The organism is Actinomyces procaprae (assembly GCF_004798665.1).
GTDB classification, from domain to species: domain Bacteria; phylum Actinomycetota; class Actinomycetes; order Actinomycetales; family Actinomycetaceae; genus Actinomyces; species Actinomyces procaprae.
On sequence record NZ_CP039292.1, the window covers coordinates 2,365,188 to 2,379,546 of the forward strand.

At 67.1% G+C, this 14,359-nt stretch carries 19 protein-coding genes; 18 read left to right on the top strand and 1 reads right to left on the bottom strand.

Going from position 1 to position 14,359, the window contains the following annotated elements; translation table 11 throughout:
* Window positions 1-64 precede the first annotated feature (64 nt).
* A complete protein-coding gene (locus tag E4J16_RS15980) occupies window positions 65-580 on the top strand; it encodes a TFIIB-type zinc ribbon-containing protein (RefSeq protein ID WP_136192432.1) in 516 nt (171 codons plus the stop codon).
* Entirely contained in the window at window positions 577-798 is a 222-nt protein-coding gene (locus E4J16_RS09645) for a MerR family transcriptional regulator (protein WP_136192433.1), read from the top strand. The genes E4J16_RS15980 and E4J16_RS09645 overlap by 4 nt, the downstream gene beginning before the upstream one ends.
* A gap of 98 nt (window positions 799-896) precedes the next feature.
* Here the strand turns inward: E4J16_RS09645 and E4J16_RS09650 are convergent, their stop codons facing one another.
* Window positions 897-1,631: a potassium channel family protein gene (locus E4J16_RS09650; protein WP_136313866.1), complete on the bottom strand. Its 735-nt coding sequence runs from the start codon at window positions 1,629-1,631 to the stop codon at window positions 897-899.
* A 535-nt stretch (window positions 1,632-2,166) separates the two neighbouring features.
* Between E4J16_RS09650 and E4J16_RS09655 the strand changes: the two genes are divergently transcribed.
* From E4J16_RS09655 to E4J16_RS09725, 16 genes are all read left to right on the top strand, one after another.
* A complete protein-coding gene (locus E4J16_RS09655) occupies window positions 2,167-2,478 on the top strand; it encodes a hypothetical protein (protein WP_136192435.1) in 312 nt (103 codons plus the stop codon).
* Window positions 2,471-3,073, top strand: a complete 603-nt coding sequence (locus tag E4J16_RS09660; protein ID WP_168708078.1) for a P27 family phage terminase small subunit — start codon at window positions 2,471-2,473, stop codon at window positions 3,071-3,073. The genes E4J16_RS09655 and E4J16_RS09660 overlap by 8 nt, the downstream gene beginning before the upstream one ends.
* A gap of 1,091 nt (window positions 3,074-4,164) precedes the next feature.
* The gene (locus tag E4J16_RS09665) at window positions 4,165-4,647 is read left to right on the top strand and encodes a hypothetical protein (protein WP_136313867.1); all 483 of its coding nucleotides are present in this window, start codon (window positions 4,165-4,167) and stop codon (window positions 4,645-4,647) included.
* 13 nt (window positions 4,648-4,660) lie between these two features.
* Window positions 4,661-4,876 (top strand): hypothetical protein, encoded by a 216-nt coding sequence (locus E4J16_RS09670; protein ID WP_136192438.1) that lies wholly within the window; start codon window positions 4,661-4,663, stop codon window positions 4,874-4,876.
* 79 nt (window positions 4,877-4,955) lie between these two features.
* On the top strand, window positions 4,956-6,848 hold the full coding sequence (locus E4J16_RS09675; RefSeq protein WP_204519787.1) for a phage portal protein: 1,893 nt from the start codon (window positions 4,956-4,958) through the stop codon (window positions 6,846-6,848).
* 21 nt (window positions 6,849-6,869) lie between these two features.
* Window positions 6,870-7,634, top strand: coding sequence for an HK97 family phage prohead protease (locus tag E4J16_RS09680; RefSeq protein ID WP_136313869.1), 765 nt, complete (start codon window positions 6,870-6,872; stop codon window positions 7,632-7,634).
* A gap of 25 nt (window positions 7,635-7,659) precedes the next feature.
* Window positions 7,660-8,943, top strand: a complete 1,284-nt coding sequence (locus E4J16_RS09685; protein WP_204519789.1) for a phage major capsid protein — start codon at window positions 7,660-7,662, stop codon at window positions 8,941-8,943.
* Window positions 8,944-9,047: 104 nt separating this feature from the next.
* Window positions 9,048-9,248 (top strand): hypothetical protein, encoded by a 201-nt coding sequence (locus tag E4J16_RS09690; protein ID WP_204519790.1) that lies wholly within the window; start codon window positions 9,048-9,050, stop codon window positions 9,246-9,248.
* The gene (locus E4J16_RS09695; RefSeq protein WP_136313871.1) at window positions 9,226-9,810 is read left to right on the top strand and encodes a hypothetical protein; all 585 of its coding nucleotides are present in this window, start codon (window positions 9,226-9,228) and stop codon (window positions 9,808-9,810) included. The genes E4J16_RS09690 and E4J16_RS09695 overlap by 23 nt, the downstream gene beginning before the upstream one ends.
* Window positions 9,810-10,151: a hypothetical protein gene (locus E4J16_RS09700; RefSeq protein ID WP_136192443.1), complete on the top strand. Its 342-nt coding sequence runs from the start codon at window positions 9,810-9,812 to the stop codon at window positions 10,149-10,151. The genes E4J16_RS09695 and E4J16_RS09700 overlap by 1 nt, the downstream gene beginning before the upstream one ends.
* A 6-nt stretch (window positions 10,152-10,157) precedes the next feature.
* Window positions 10,158-10,427, top strand: a complete 270-nt coding sequence (locus tag E4J16_RS09705) for a hypothetical protein (RefSeq protein ID WP_136313872.1) — start codon at window positions 10,158-10,160, stop codon at window positions 10,425-10,427.
* Window positions 10,427-10,819: a hypothetical protein gene (locus tag E4J16_RS09710; RefSeq protein WP_136313873.1), complete on the top strand. Its 393-nt coding sequence runs from the start codon at window positions 10,427-10,429 to the stop codon at window positions 10,817-10,819. Before E4J16_RS09705 ends, E4J16_RS09710 begins: the two co-directional genes overlap by 1 nt.
* A gap of 23 nt (window positions 10,820-10,842) precedes the next feature.
* On the top strand, window positions 10,843-11,427 hold the full coding sequence (locus tag E4J16_RS09715; RefSeq protein WP_136313874.1) for a phage tail tube protein: 585 nt from the start codon (window positions 10,843-10,845) through the stop codon (window positions 11,425-11,427).
* Window positions 11,428-11,445: 18 nt separating this feature from the next.
* On the top strand, window positions 11,446-11,802 hold the full coding sequence (locus E4J16_RS09720) for a hypothetical protein (RefSeq protein ID WP_136313875.1): 357 nt from the start codon (window positions 11,446-11,448) through the stop codon (window positions 11,800-11,802).
* A 158-nt stretch (window positions 11,803-11,960) separates the two neighbouring features.
* A complete protein-coding gene (locus E4J16_RS16265) occupies window positions 11,961-12,164 on the top strand; it encodes a DUF5361 domain-containing protein (RefSeq protein ID WP_420809342.1) in 204 nt (67 codons plus the stop codon).
* 21 nt (window positions 12,165-12,185) lie between these two features.
* A complete protein-coding gene (locus E4J16_RS09725) occupies window positions 12,186-14,357 on the top strand; it encodes a phage tail tape measure protein (RefSeq protein ID WP_136313876.1) in 2,172 nt (723 codons plus the stop codon).
* Window positions 14,358-14,359: the final 2 nt, after the last annotated feature.

Genomic DNA, 14,359 nt, shown 5'->3' on the forward strand with positions numbered 1-14,359 from the left:
GGCGCCGTCGGTGTCGTCCCCGTCCGGTCACACTGGTGGTGGGGCCTCGCCGCCTGGGCCCAGGGTGCTGTATTCGCAGGCGCTCGGGGCTGCGGATGATCTGGTGGGGATGCTGGCTGCCTGGTGTGATCAGGTGGCCGACGACCGTGGGCTCGCTGTCCCGCGGCCGCCGGGGCTGTGGCTTACCGGTGACGGCGAGGCGGTTGCCGGGGTGCGCTCGTCTGGAGCCGCCCGGGACCTGGCTGACTGGCTGGGGCCGCATCTGTCGTGGTGCGCGGCCCAGTCGTGGGCTGGGGACATGGTGGAGGACCTGGGCCCGGCTGTGGCTCGGGCGTCGGCCGCGTGGCCGGTGGAGGAGCCGGACCGTCGGATCACGACGGTGAGGTGCCCCAGGTGCGGGCGACGGTCGCTGGTGCTGCACCCGCCGCGTGTGGAGCGCGGCTCCCTACAGGTGTCCTGCTCGGCGCCTTCGTGCGGCGCGGTGCTGTCGGAGGAGGACTGGGCACGCGCCCGCTCCTGGGCAGTAGCCGTGGCCCGCATGGCCGCCGGCCCCGACGACACCACGGAGGCTGGGGCGTGATCGTCGACGGCGAGCAGTGGGAGCGGCTGGCCGACGTGCCCCGGCTGCTCGGGTCCCGGCCGGCCGCCACCATCCGGGCGTGGGTCCGGTCGGGCCGGGTACGGGCCATCCGCCTGGGCGACGGCGGCCACCGCGAGGTATACGTGGCGATCACCGACGTGCTCGCCGCCGACGCCTCCACGCCCCGCCGCCGAGCCCGCCATCGGCGTGTCACCTAGCCAGTGCTTGCCGCCGCCCGCCTGGCGCTTATAACATGCCTGCCAGCGGGACAGCTGCGCCCGCCGTCCGAGCCCCGACCCAATACGGCCGGGGCTTCTCAGTCTCCGTGAGCCTCGATCTGGGCGCGGAGCGCGCGGATCTCCTCGCGCAGGGACTCGACCTGAGCTCGGGTGGCTGCCTCCTGTTCGGCGCTCTCCTCGGTGACGAGTGAGACGATCCAGGATGCCAGGGTTGCTGTGACGACGCCGATGAGTGCGACCCCGCCGATCATGAGCAGGATCGCGGCGCCTCTTCCGAGCGGAGTCACGGGTGCCAGGTCGCCGTAGCCAACCGTGGTGATGGTGACCAGTGCCCACCACAGAGCATCGCCGAAGGACGTAATGGACGCCCCGGGCACATGCCTCTCGGCGTCGAGCACGGCGAGTGCTGCGATGAGAGATAGCAGCATGACGGAGCCGACGGTGTAGATGGTGATCTTGCCGCGGAGCGCGGTGCCGGCGCTGCGCTGTAGGACGCCGAGGAGCGTGACGAGGCGCAATAGCCGCAAAGGCCGGAGCATCGGCAGGACCACAGCGGCGAGGTCAAGCAGGTGGTGTGCGAGCCATTGCCCCCGGTCGGGAGCTAGCACGAGCCGCACGCCGAAGTCGATGGCGAAGGCCATCCAGATGCCGTTGAGTATCAGCTCGGCGGTGGATCTCTGGCCTCCATGGAGATCCGCGATGACTTCCCATGCGTAGACGGCGAGAAACAGTAAAGCTGCAACTGTCAGCGGCGGTTCTGTGCAATGCTCCCAGGAGCGGAGCCGCCTGGTGTCGGTGCTGGCGTCGGGCATGCCCCTGATCGTAGGCACCCCCCAGGGTTCGGCCCCCTCCCCCTGTGAGGCCCCCCATCGTGAAGCACCCCCCCCGGGTGTGATACCCCGCCCCCCCTCGACATCCCCCTCCCCGGAGGTGACCATGGTGCAGTCTCGTGGGCACCGTCGGCTGCGGCGGCTGCGGGAGGAGATGCGGGCCGCCCGCCCCCAGCCCTGCCGCCGGTGTGGGCAGCCGATCGACTATGACGCTCCGCCTGGCGACCCCCGCTCGTTCCAGCTTGGGCACCGTCTGTCGTGGCGGGATCATCCTGACGAGCGCCTTGATCCAGCGAATCTGTGGCCAGAGCACGAGCTGTGCAATAAGCAGGCTGGTGCCACGGATGCTGGAGCGCAGCTCGGTCTTCGCTCGCGCGATTGGTGAGCGGGGAGGGGGTCGGAAATCTCTGTGGCGGGATTGGCGGCGCAGTCCGCCGGCAGTGCTCCCTCTCCCCACTGGGATTCGGGGCGGGTATCCCCCTCATTTCCCGGAATGGCAACGAAAAGTGGCGTCTCAATGTATGACCGCGCAGCGATTCGGGCGATGGCCGCCCAAGGCAAAACCGTGGAGGAGATCGCCGCAACGCTCGGCGCGACCATCACCACTGTGCGCCGGGCGCTGGATCTCTCCCGGCCGGCCACCTACCAGCGCGATGCGTTCGCGGACGGTCCAGTCGGCGATCAGATCCGAGCGGTACTCGCCCAGTACCCGCAGATGAAGGCAACCGGCATCGCGTACCGGATCGGTTGGTCGGGATCCATGCGAACGCTCCGCCACGTCGTCGCACAAATCCGGACCGAGCATGAGGAGGCGCGTTCTGGTGGCTGACATCGAACCACCTCAGCATGTAACCGGCGGTGCCGCGCAGGTGTGGCGCGACGTCGTCGCCGCTCACCCGAAGCCCGGCACGCTCGACTCACGCAGGCTTGAGGCTTACTGCTACGCCGTCGATCATCTACGCCGGGCGCACCAGGCGGTCGCCGAGGAGGGGCTCACCGTCGAGGACGCCCGGGGGCAGGTTGTGAAGAACCCGGCGCTCGCGGCCGCGAAGGAAGCTCAGGAGCAGATCCGCCGCTGGGGCGCGGAGTTCACTCCTCCGCATCCTCCGAGACGGCGTCGGGGCACTATGTATGACGCGACGACGGCGTCGATCACCGCGGCAGACCACCTGAGTGATGGGAAGTACCGCGGCGCGTGTGAGGCGGTCAAGACGCTGGCGTGGCTGATCGACGAGGCACAGCGGGCGGGCATTGAGGCACTGCAGAAGACCGCGTTCGGCGCTATCCCCGCCTATCTGAAGGGGTGCGCTGATTTACAGATTACGCCGGCGGCGCTCCCCGAGGATGCTGCCCGTCCGAAGCGACGTGGAGAAGGCCGACTGAAGGCTCTGCGAGGAGGTTTGGCGAGTGCGTCTGGGCAGTGAGACGCCGAGGATCTTCACGCCGCCGCTTCGCCCGCTCACTCCCGAGACTTCATGGGGTTTCGCCGCTGTGGAGTTCGCCGAGCTGCTCGGTATCCATCTGCTGCCGTGGCAACGGTGGCTATGCATCCACATGCTGGAGCTGCTACCTGATGGGCGTCTCCGATTCCGCATCGTCGTTACCCTCGTCGCTCGCCAGAATGGCAAGAGCACTGTCGCGATGGTTGTGCTCCTGTTCCTGATGTACGTCAGGGGATGGTCGGTGCTGGGCACCGCGCAGGACTTGGAAACATCGGAAGCGCTGTGGGCTGAGGCAGTCGAGCTTGTCGACCCTGCGGAGCATGAGGACGATCCCGACTTCGTGGACGAGCTTGGTGATGAGGTCCGCCGGATCTCGCTTGGGTCCGGGATGAAAGCCCTGCAGTTGTGGAACGGCGCGACCTACAAGGTGAAGGCCACGTCACGGCGGGCGGGCCGTGGCAAGCACGTGCAGCTGGTCGTGTTCGACGAGCTGCGGGAGCACCAGGACTGGTCCTCGTGGTCCGCCGTCTCGAAGACCACGATGGCTCAGGACTCCGGGCTGGTGCTGGCGCTGTCAAACGCCGGCGACCACGCCAGCGTCGTCCTGCGTCATATGCGGCGCCTAGGGCACATAGCCCTCGGAGACCCAGACGGCATCTGGGCTGACGCTCCGGACGACACAACCAACGGGCTGGACGACGACGGCGAGACCGACGCCCTCACGCAGTCCCTGGGCCTGTTCGAGTGGTCGACACCGCCCGGCGCGTCCCGGTGGGACCGCGCCTCCTGGGCACAGTCCAACCCCTCCATGAACCACCGCCGGGCGGATGGATCAATCGGTATCCGCGAGGAGACGATCGCGGCATCCGCCGCTACTGACCCGCCGGGCGAGTTCATGACCGAGGTCCAGTGCCAGTGGCTCTCCTCCTCCGCCAGGCCACCATTCGTGGAGGGCGCCTGGGAGGCCGGCCTCCGCACTGACACGTTCATCCCCGCAGAGAACACGGTCGTCTACGGCCTCGACGTCTCCTGGGACCGCAGCGCCTCATACGTCGCTGCGGCCGGAAACAACCGTGGCGTCCCCCAGGTCGAGATCGCCGCCCGGCTACCACGCACCGACTTCACCGCCGACTGGTTCCGCGCACGAGCCAACCCCCGACGCCCCGATCACGGTCATCGCCCAGGGCAAGGGCGCTCCTGTATCCACTTTGCTCCCGGACCTGGAGGAGATCGACGGCGTGAACGTCATCCGCTGGCAAGGAGACGACCTCGGCGCATGGTTCGGCCGCATGTGGGACCTCGTCACCGCATCGCTCCCGGCGCAGAACTCAGTAGTCGTCGGGGGCATCAACCATTTGCCGCAGCCCGTCCTCGACGTCGCCGCCGGCACCGCACTCTGGCGCAACGTCGGCGACACCCGAGTCATCGACCGCAAGGGCTCCCCAGAGGACGCCGCCCCACTGATCGCGGCCACCGCCGCCGTCGGCTACCTCACCACTCCACACGACGAGCCCAGGTCTGCCTACGACGACACCGACGGCGTCATGTACGTCTAGAAAGGACGACAGCGTGCGCACCTACCGCCATCTCATCGCCGCCAACATCGTCGTCAACCTCAAGACCGGTACCGCGCTTGCGGGCGCGCTGGTGAAGCAGTCGGGGCCGCTCCTGTTTCTGCGGAATGTAACGGTCTACGCAGAGGGTCGGGAGCCTCAGCCGGCGGATGGGGAGATCGTCGTTGAGCGCGGCGAGATCGAGTTCATTCAGAAGCCGATAGCGGGGTGACAACGTGACGTTCGTTGTTTCAGCGTCCGCCGTCCAGCAACTCGCTCGCCCTATCTCGGCGCCGTCTCTGACACTGTCGGTGACAGACGACTGGCGAGTGGACTATGAGGACATCTGGCGCACTCAGGATGCCGTGCGCACGGTTGTGGACTTCCTCGCCCGCTCAATCGCCAGCCTGTCCCCGCACGTGTTCGAGCGCGTCTCCGATACCGATCGTGTCCGGGTCACGGATCATTCTCTGGCGCGTCTGCTGTCGGCTCCGAATCCGCGGACGACCCGCTACCGGCTGCTGAATGACCTGGTCCATGACATCGCCATCTTTGACACTGCCTACTGGCTCAAGATCCGCATCGGTGATGCCTTCGGCCTAGTACGCGTACCGCCCAGGATGGTTACTCCGCGCGGCGGGTCGTGGATCTCCCCGGAGTACTACGAGCTCCGCGGTGATCGGGGCTCTCGTAAGGTCCCGCCGGACCAGCTGGTGCACTTCCGTGGCTACAGCCCGGACGGTGACCTGACCGGCACGCCTCCTATGGAGGCTCTCCGGCAGGCGCTGGCCGAGGGCTTCGAGGCTGGCCGGATGCGCTCGCAGGTGCTCCGTAACGGCGCCCGCGCCTCCGGCTACCTGCAGCGTCCTAAGGACGCGGCCAGGTGGAGTGAGGAGGCGCGGGAGAAGTTCGCTCGCTCGTGGGCGTCGCAGTACACGGGCGCTAATGCGTCGTCGGGCGGTGGCACGCCGATCCTGGAAGACGGGATGACTTTCGTCAAGGTCGCCCAGACTGCCGATGAGCTGCAGTACGTGGAGGTTCGCAAGCTCACCCGCGAGGAGGTGGCGGCGGCCTTCCACGTGCCGGCCCCCATGGTCGGCATCCTCGACCACGCGACGTTCAGCAATATCCGGGAGCAGCACAAGCAGCTGTACCAGGACACGCTCGGCCCGTGGCTGGACATGATCGAGCAGGAGATCGCCTTGCAGCTGATCCCCGATGTCGAGCCCACACGCCGCTTGTACGTCGAGTTCGATATCCAGGCGAAGCTGCGCGGGTCGCTGGACGAGGAGGCGCAGTCGCTCTATCAGGCTGCCGGTGGCCCGTACATGACCCGCAACGAGGTACGTGCACGCCGCAATCTGCCGGCGCTGCCTGGCGGAGACGAGCTGATCACGCCGCTGTCGGTCACCACGACCGGCGGGGACGCAGCGCCAACGACTACTGGTGATACGGCGTCGGAGGACCCGCCGGACGACGACGGCGATGAGGAAGCCAAGTCGGCCCCGCTGTCTGTGAAAGCGGGCGCGCGCCGGGCTGCCCCGACTGCCGAGCAGATCCGCCAGGCCCGCGATTCGGCCGAGCAGACCCTGACCAGGTTCTTCCGGCGGCAGCGGGACTCCGTGCTGTCAGTACTCGGAGCTAAGGCCGCCGACTGGTGGGACAGCCGGAGGTGGGACAAGGAGCTCTCCGACGACCTCGAAACCCTTGCCCTGGACATCACCGCCAAGGTCGGGGCCGCCGCAGCGGAGGCGCTCGGCTTCACCGCCGACGTCTACGACGTCGCCAGAACCCACAAGTTTCTGCGCGCAGTCGCTGAGTCCCGTGCCGGAGCCATCAACTCCACTACCAGGGACGCGATCGCTGCTGCCCTCGACCACGACGACGAGGAAGACGGGCCGTCTCCGGCTGACGTGTTCGATGCCGCGACCGGCGACCGCGGCCGTACCGCGGCCGTCACCCTCGCGACCACGCTGACGACCTTCGCGGCGACCGAAGCCGCCCGCCAGGCCGCCCCCGCCACCGCGTTGAAGATGTGGACCGTCACCTCCGGGAATCCGCGCGCCTCGCACGCGGCGATGGACGGCGAGACCGTCCCCGTCGACGACCTGTTCAGCAACGGCATGAGCTGGCCGGGCGACCCTGTGGGCGGCGCAGACGAGGTCGCCGGCTGCACCTGCACCGTCACCACCATCATCCCCTGACCAATCCGAGGAAGGACCGTCATGGAGTTCAAGACCGCGCCCGTCCGGATCAAGGCCGGCCCCGAGGACAACCTCGCCGAGGGCGAGTTCCTCGTCTATCCGTCCACCTTCACGCGTACCCCCGACTCCTACGGCGACGTCGTCGCCCCCGGCGCCTTCACCAACACCATCAAGGAGTGGAAGGAGTCGGGAAACCTCCTGCCGGGACTCTACGGGCACCGCATGGACGACCCCGACTACGCCGTCGCTTACGCCCTCGACATGGGCGAGGACGACCACGGCTGGTGGGTACATGGCGCCTTTGACCTCGACTCCCCCAAGGGCCATCAGGTCTACCGGCTCGTCAAGGGCCGCCGCCTCACCCAGCTGTCCTTCGCCTTCGACGTCCTGTCCTCCGGCGCCGTCACCCTCGACGACGGCACCAAGGCCAACGAGCTCCGCGAACTCAAGGTGTACGAATTCAGCTTCGTGCCCGTGGGCGCGAATCAGGACACGTCCGTGGTCGCCGTCAAGGACGCCACGATCGCCCTCACCCGCAGCCTCAAATCCGGGCGCGTCCTCGCCCAGAAGCACATCGACTCCCTCCGCACCGCGTGGGAGGCCATCGGCGGCGTCCTCGACGCCGCCGAAGCCTCCCCCAACCCCAACGACCAGGAGAAAGCCAGCACCACCCCGCAGGCCAAGCCCGAGGACCCCACACGGGGCAAGAGCGAGGACCAGCAGACCCCGGTGTCCGCAAGAGCCCTGGCAGCCAGAGCCGCGCTCGCGGCCATCCACACCATCTGATCCCAGGGAAGGGACACACATCATCATGGATAAGCTCACCATGCTCAAGGATGCGGCCGCCAAGGCCGCTCAGGACGCCCAGGACATCGCGCAGAAGGCCGTCGACGAGCGCCGGGACCTCACCGACGCCGAGCAGAACGACTACAAGGCCTCCATGGCCAAGGCCGCCGAGCTGCTGGAACAGGCGAAGGCCGTCAAGAAGGACAACGATCTCCTAGCCGAGGTCAAGGCGTTCGCCAGCGAGCTCGGGGGTGTCAAGACTGAGGACATTGACCTGACCGGGACGGTCTCCAACACGCTCTCCCAGCGGGAGAACATCGGTGCCACGTTCGTCAAGTCCGACGCCTACCAGGCTCTCATCAAGACGTTCGGGTCCCGCATCCCCGAGCGTGCGCAGATCCAGACCCCGCCGGTCGCGGTCAAGTCTCTGTTCACCGGCGCCGGCGACACGTCAGCGGGGGCATTCGTCGTTCCGGAGGACTCCGGCATCATCGAGATGCTCGGCCGTCGGCCGCTCACGCTCCGGGACGTCATCTCCCGTCGGCGCACCAGCTCCGATGTCGTCGAGTACGTCCGCCAGACCGCCCACACCAACGCGGCTGCCCCTGTGCCCGAGGCGACTACCGCCGAGGCTCCGACTGCGGACATCGTTGCCGGCGGCTACAAGCCCGAGGGCTCCTGGGCGTTCGAGCGAGTCTCCACCGCGGTCAAGACCATCGCTGAGTGGGTGCCGGCCACCAACCGGGCTCTGGCGGATGCCAAGCAGTTGGAGGACCTGATCAACGCCGAGCTGGCAGCCGACCTGGCTGAGACCGAGGAGACGCAGATGCTCTCCGGTGACGGGGCTGGTGAGAACCTGACCGGCATCCTGTCTACCTCCGGCATCCAGCAGCAGGCCTACGACACGGACATCTTCACCTCCGTTCGCCGCGCCATTACCAAGGCCCGCACCGTCGGCCGCGTCGCCCCGAACGCCATCATGCTCTCCCCCGTCGACGTCGAGACCATCGACCTCGCCCGGGAGAACGGCAGCACGGGCAAGTTCCTCGGGGCCGGCCCCTTCGCGATGGGTCCCCGCACCCTGTGGGGCCTGCCCATCCTGGAGTCCGAGGCGATCGCTGAGGGCACTGGCCTGGTCGGTGACTTCACGAAGGCCGTGCTGTGGGATCGTGAGCAGACCACGATCGCCGTGTCAAACTCCCACGCGGACTTCTTCATTCGCAACCTCGTCGCCATCCTCGCCGAGGAACGCCTCGCGTTCGGGGTCACCCGCCCCGCCGCGTTCGTCCGGACCGCTGTCCAGGCCTGACCCGCTGGTGGCCGCCCCGGAGACGATGCGGGGCGGCCACCAGACCCCTACCGAGGAGGTACCACCCCATGGGGAAGCACTCCGCACCTGTGGAAGGAGCCAAGATGGAACTCAGGCCCTACACCGTGACTGTCAACGGCACCCGCACAACCCTGCTGCTGACTGACCGTGATGCCGCCGCACGCGGGCTCCTGCTGGCCCCGGAGCCCGAGGTGGAGGTCAAGCCCGCCCCGACGCCGGCGAACAAGTCGCGTAGGCCGTCCCGTAAGGCGGTGACCAGCCGTGGCCCTGCCTCCGCTAGCTGAACCACAGCAGCTCGCCAACTACACGGCCGGCGCAATCGCCGTCTCCGACCCGCGCGCCAAGACGCTCCTGGAGGCAGCATCTGAGGCCGCCCGCCGCTACTGCGGCTGGCACATCGCACCAGTGGTCACCGAGACCCTGGTCTTGGACGGCTCCGGCTTCCACATCATCGAGCTACCAACCATGCGCGTGAAAACCATCAACGCGCTCATCGAACGCCTCCCCGGGCGCAACGGTCGCACCCACAAGTGGACTCCCGATGAGCTCGCCGACCTCGAATGGTCACGGCTGGGCACGCTCCGCCGCCGCCACGGCATCTGGACCGACCGGTACCAGGGCATCACCATCACCCTCAGCCACGGCTACGACGCTGCCCCGGACGTAGCCCAGACCGTCTGCCAGATCGCAGCCATGGCGCTTGCCTCCCCTACCGGCGCCACTCACGAGCAGGCCGGCGGAGTCTCCATCTCCTACGGCACGACCGCCTCCGGTGTCGCCGGCGGCCTCACGCTCCTAGACCGTGATCGTCTAGCCCTCGACCCCTACGTCATCCGGAGGCCCTGATGCCACTGCCTGCCTGGGCGGCCGACACGGTCACCATCATTACGCCCTCCTGGCGCACCGAGCGGGGCAAGCAGATCCCCGACTACGACAATCCCTCCACGATCACCGAGATCACCGGGTGCAGCATCCAGCCCGCCGGCACCGCCGAGACCCTCGCCGCACGCCAAGCCACCACCGTCCGGCTGACCGTCTACCTCCCCGCCGGCACCGTCATCGACGCTCACGACGCCGTCGTGGTCGCAGGTACCCGCTACCACGCCGACGGCGCCGGCCAGCAGTGGCGGTCCCCCACCGGCGCGCTCAACCACACGATCGTCAACCTCGTCGACTGGGAAGGATGACCGACTGTGGCAACTGCAATCCGCTTCGAGTGGAACCACGAAGAGTTCCAGCGCGTCCTCAACTCCTCACAGATCCGAGACCGCATCAACGCCATGGGCCGCGCTGTCGCCTCCGCCGCAGGCGAAGGATTCGAGGTCGAGGAGTACACCGCCAACTACGGCGGCTCGCCACGCCCCATGGCCGTCGTACGCGCGGCCACCTACGAGGCCCGCCTAGCAGAAGCGCGGGACAAGGCCCTCACCAGGGCGCTCGGCGCAGCCTCTGGAGCCCGCTGATGGAGCTCATCCGCACGATCGACGTCGCCGACGCGATCAGGGCACATATCGCCGAGGCGCTCGCGGTGGAGTGCACGGCCGGCACAACCCCGACCGAGTTCGCGCGTCGGTCGGTGCACGTGACGAGAGTCGGCGGGCACCGGCGGGATCTGGTCACCGACGTCGCGACTCTGTCGATCGACAGCCGGCACCTGACTTCAGAAGTCGGGGCGGATGAGCTCGCACGTGATGTCGACGCGGTCGTGCACGCTGCCGAGGGCACCATGCTCGGCGAGACGTCCTGCTACGACGTCACCACGCTGGCGGGCCCGTACCAGAACCCTGACCCTACGAATCCTGCCCTGTACCGAGTCTCCGCCTCCTACCAGGTGGCGGCCCGTATGACCACCTGACGAAAGAGAAAGAAGGAACCCCCATGCCAGTCTCAGCAGCAAACGTGATGGTCGGCGCCGCCGACCAGGAAACCACCGGCGCGATCCTGAACCACGATGTCGGCCAGAAGAGGCCCATGAACGCCCTGGACAATTTATCCGGGTACAAGGACTCTGGCTACATCTCCCCGGACGGTCTGACGCTGACGCCCGAGTACAACACCACCGATATCACCGAGTGGAACGGCGCCCTCGTCCGCCGCATCCTTGAGTCCTTCAACGGCACACTCTCCTGGGCGCACCTGGAAACCGACGCGGAATCCCTGCGCACCTGGGCCGGAGACGTCGACGTTGAGGAGGCGACTGAGGAGGTCGGGAAGACTATTGTGGCCGCTCTCGGTGCTCACGAACACCCGCACCGGACATGGGCGTTCCGTATCAAGGATGGAAAGCGGCGAATCCTGATCTGGGTGCCGGACGGGCAGGTCACCGACGCCGGCGAAGTCACCTTCACCAAGGCCGGTGCGATCACCTGGCCGGTGACGCTCTCCACCTACCCCGACTCGAAGGGGAACTGCATCTACATCATCCTCACCGACGGTAAGACCACCACCGCCATCGGCGGCTGACCCTAGGAAGGAATCACAATGCCGTTTAAGGTCCCCGCCGCGAAGGCGTCAATCAGACAGAACCTGTTTGAGTTCACGATTCCGGGGTCGAAGAAGGTCTATTCGCTACCGCTGATGCAGTACATCTCCGCGGATTTCTCCGAAAGATTGGCCTCACTTGCCTCGCGAGTCAAGACCGCTGAGCAGCATGAGGACAAAGACGCCGTACCGCTTGCCATGGCTGAGACCACGTCCTTGCAGCGGGAGATAATCGAGCATTACTGTCCCGGCCTATATGCGCGTCTGTCCAATGACCAGATCGGGGCGCTCATGGATGCCTGGCGGCAGGAATCGAGTGTGGGCCTGGGGGAATCCTCGCCGTCTGCCAAGAACTGAGTACCTACGGCGAGGCGATTGAGGCCGACCTGCTGAGGTCTGGCCTCCGGCTCTCTGATCTTGGCACGGAGCGCCTGTCCTGGCGGGACCTGTGGGTATTCATCACCTACTCGCCGCGGGACAGCTCCTATGCGCGCGCGGTCCTGGGCGAGGAGGCCCTGTGGGGGCTCACCGAGCACTTGCTGGCAGCCGCCGTCGACGCCCTCAACATAGCGAATTGGCAGCGCGCCAACGCCGGCAAGAAGTCCCCCAGCCCTCGGCCGAAACCGATCCCACGGCCGGGGGTCAAGACAGAGGAGAAGCGCTTCGGGCAGGGCGCTATCCCCATCCGGGATTTCAACTCCTGGTGGGAGAACGGATAGCGTCATTTGAGGTGAGTGGGTATGGCTGGTGAGGCGTCCATCGCGCAGGTGTATCTGTCGATCCTGCCGTCCATGGCGGGCTCCCAGGGCAAGATTGCGTCCGAGATGACCGCCGCCCTGTCCGGCACTGGGTCGGTCGCAGACAAGGCCGGGCAGGCGGCCGGAGCGTCACTCGGTGGCGGGCTTCTGGCGTCCGCGAAGCGGATGCTCGCCCCTGCGGCAGTCGCGGCAGCGGTCGCGGGTGTCGGCACGGGCCTGTACAACATTGGGAAGACCTTCGACGACATGACCGAGACCATCCGTGTCGGTACCGGCGCGTCCGGCGAGAGCCTGGATGGGCTGGTCGACGTCGCGAAGAAGGTCGGCTCCCAGGTGCCCGTGTCGTTCGAGTCGATCGGCCCTGTGGTCGCTGACCTGAATACCAGGCTCGGTCTGTCCGGTGACACGTTGACGACGGTCGCCTCCCAGTATTTGGAAGCGGGCCGCATTCTCGGCCAGGACGTCGACATCCAGACCACGACCGCCGCGTTCACCGCGTTCGGCATCGAGGGCGCCAATGTCGAGAAGGCGATGGACTCCCTGTTCCAGACGTCGCAGGCCACCGGCGTGGGCATGAACGAACTCGCCTCCGCAGCCCAGTCATCGGCGCCCGCGATGCAGAACCTCGGCTTCAGCTTCGAGGAGACCATCGCCCTCGTCGGGTCTCTCGACAAGGCAGGCCTGAACTCCACGCAGACCCTCTCCGCCATGTCCAAGGGACTGGTCACCCTCGCCAAGGACGGGGAGGAACCGCAGGAGGCATTCCGGCGCGTAACCGGCGAGATCCAGGACCTAATCACCGCCGGGGACACCGCCGGCGCGATCGACCTCGCATCCGGAATCTTCGGCACCAAGGCCGCCTCACAGTTCGTTGGCGCCGTCCAGTCCGGCACCCTCGCACTCGACGACCTCGTCGGCGCCACCGGCGCCACGAGCGACACCATCCTCGGGCTCGGCGGCGACACCATGGACTTCGCCGAGCAGTGGCAACTGGTCAAGAACAACGCCCAGCTCGCACTAGAACCCCTTGGCTCCGCCGTGTTCAGCATGCTCGGTGACGCGCTCGCGGGGATGGTCGAGCCCATGCAGGCGGTCGCAACCTGGATGCAGGAGAACCCGGCGTTGACGAAGGCCCTGGTCGTAGCGCTTGGAGCGCTCGCCGTCGGGCTGGGCGTAGCGGCGGCGGCCCAGTGGGTGATGAACTCCGCGCTGCTCGCCAGCCCCATCACCTGGATCATCGTCGGCATCACCGCGCTGATCGCAGCGATCGTCGCCGTCGTCGCCAACTGGGACAGCGTCACCGCATGGATTCAGTCCACGGGGTCTGCGTTCCTGGACTGGTGGAATGGCCTGTGGGACTCCATAGGCGCATGGATCTCCCAGACCTGGGACAACATCAAGACCTGGGTGGGCCAGAAGTGGCAGGCCGCCATCGACAAGGTCAAGGGCATCGGCCAGGCATTCAGCACCTGGTGGAGCAGCCTTTGGAAGACCGTATCCACGTTCCTGTCCAATGCCTGGAACGGAATCATCAACTGGGTCAAGGGAATCCCCGGCAGGTTCATCGCGGCCATCGCCAGCCTCGCCGGCTCCCTGCGCAGCACGATGACCAACGCGACCAACGGCGCGAAGAACGCCGTCACAAGCGGGTTCAACGCCGTCGTCTCCTGGGTCCGCGGCATCCCCTCACGGATCGTGAGCGCCCTCGGAAACACGGGCCAGCTGCTCGTGAACGCCGGCAAGAACATCATCAATGGCTTCCTCAACGGCCTCAAGAATGCGTTCAACGGGGTCAAGAACTTCGTCTCCGGCATCGGCTCCTGGATCAAGTCTCACAAAGGCCCCGAGTCCTACGACCGCCGCCTCCTTGTCCCCGCTGGCGGATGGATCATGGCCGGCCTCGAACAGGGCCTGCGCGCCGAGATTCCATCCCTGCGCCGCACCATGGACGACATCACCGATGAGATTCAGGTCGGAGCCCAGATCTCCGTGTCCAGTACCGCCAACAACACGCGAGCCCTCGGCACGAGCAACTACGCCAAGGGCGGCAGCGGCCCGACCGTAGTGCTCAACCAGTACAACCCCGTCGCTGCACCCGACTCCAAGATCCGCGACGACGTCGCCGCCGGCATCCGACTCGCAGCCATAATCTAAGG

Excerpts from the sequence above, each read along its gene's own strand:
- E4J16_RS09685 (WP_204519789.1), top strand. The coding sequence starts at position 7,660 with ATGGATAAGCTCACCATGCTCAAGGATGCGGCCGCCAAGGCCGCTCAG.
- E4J16_RS09680 (WP_136313869.1), top strand. The coding sequence starts at position 6,870 with ATGGAGTTCAAGACCGCGCCCGTCCGGATCAAGGCCGGCCCCGAGGAC.
- E4J16_RS09650 (WP_136313866.1), bottom strand. The coding sequence starts at position 1,631 with ATGCCCGACGCCAGCACCGACACCAGGCGGCTCCGCTCCTGGGAGCAT.
- E4J16_RS09725 (WP_136313876.1), top strand. The coding sequence starts at position 12,186 with ATGGCTGGTGAGGCGTCCATCGCGCAGGTGTATCTGTCGATCCTGCCG.
- E4J16_RS09715 (WP_136313874.1), top strand. The coding sequence starts at position 10,843 with ATGCCAGTCTCAGCAGCAAACGTGATGGTCGGCGCCGCCGACCAGGAA.
- E4J16_RS09690 (WP_204519790.1), top strand. The coding sequence starts at position 9,048 with ATGGAACTCAGGCCCTACACCGTGACTGTCAACGGCACCCGCACAACC.
- E4J16_RS09710 (WP_136313873.1), top strand. The coding sequence starts at position 10,427 with ATGGAGCTCATCCGCACGATCGACGTCGCCGACGCGATCAGGGCACAT.
- E4J16_RS09655 (WP_136192435.1), top strand. The coding sequence starts at position 2,167 with ATGTATGACCGCGCAGCGATTCGGGCGATGGCCGCCCAAGGCAAAACC.
- E4J16_RS09700 (WP_136192443.1), top strand. The coding sequence starts at position 9,810 with ATGCCACTGCCTGCCTGGGCGGCCGACACGGTCACCATCATTACGCCC.
- E4J16_RS09720 (WP_136313875.1), top strand. The coding sequence starts at position 11,446 with ATGCCGTTTAAGGTCCCCGCCGCGAAGGCGTCAATCAGACAGAACCTG.